Below are 985 nucleotides of genomic sequence, written 5' to 3'. Positions count from 1 at the left end.
GCGTTCGCCGGGATCACCCCACGCGCCATCCGCCACTACCACGAGATCGGTCTGCTGCCGGAGCCCGAGCGCGGCGGGGACGGCCGCCGCCGCTACGGCTATGACGACATGACCCGCCTGCTGTGGATCCGCAAGATGGCTGATGCCGGTATCAGCCTGGACGACATGCGGGCCGCCTTCGGCGAAGCCCGGGACGAAGCTGGAGACGAAGCCCTGGACCAAGCCCCGGATATCGAGTCGGTCCTGAGCAGGCTTGAGGAAACCTTGGCGGCGCAGGAGGCCGCCATCAAACGTCGGCGCGCGGCTGTCCAGCGCCTGCAGGCGGTGGGCAGCCCGCTGGGGCTGCTCTCCGAACTGGTCACGGACCGGCTCAGCCACCTGCCCCCGGGCGCGTTGCGCCCCTCCGATCTGGACGCCCTGCTAGTCACAGAACGGATCTTCGGGCCGCTGGGCGCCGCCATCCAGGCCGGCACGTTCATCGTGCTGGCCACCCACCCCGACCTGCGGGCCGAGGAGGACCGTCTTGAGGCGGCCGAGGCCGCCCTCGACGACGGCGTCGAACCCGACGACCCGCGCGTCGAAGAGCTCGCCGTACAGCGATGCGCTCACCAAATGGCCCTGAATCAGGCCATCGAGGCAACTGGTCTCGACGCGACCGAGGAGAAGATCTTCGAGATCTACGACGCCGACCTGAAAGGGGAGGAGGGCACAGAGATGAGTGCCGCCACAGCGATCACCAAGATGCCTTACGACTTCTCTCCTGCCCGGATGCGCTGCGTGGAACTCGCCGGACGGCTCTTCGGCGAGGCCCTTGCCGACGCCCACTCCGCGGACAGCTGATCGCCTGCGCCTGGCACTGACGTGGCCCGACAACCGGTCGCGTTCATCCGCATGTGACCGATCGGGTCAGACGTCGAGCCCGGGCCGTAACCAAGAGTGACATCACAACTGGCCGTACGTGGGGATTCCGAACTGGCCGCTGACA

At 68.0% G+C, this 985-nt stretch carries 1 protein-coding gene; it reads left to right on the top strand.

The genetic code is table 11. From position 1 onward, the window contains the following. Positions 1-840: MerR family transcriptional regulator (locus tag ACFPIH_RS56310; protein ID WP_385879458.1), on the top strand; the 840-nt coding region annotated here is incomplete at its 5' end. Positions 841-985 lie beyond the last annotated feature (145 nt).

This window comes from Streptomyces vulcanius (assembly GCF_042653945.1).
GTDB classification, from domain to species: domain Bacteria; phylum Actinomycetota; class Actinomycetes; order Streptomycetales; family Streptomycetaceae; genus Streptomyces; species Streptomyces mangrovi.
This window is presented reverse-complemented; position numbering and strand designations above follow the sequence as displayed.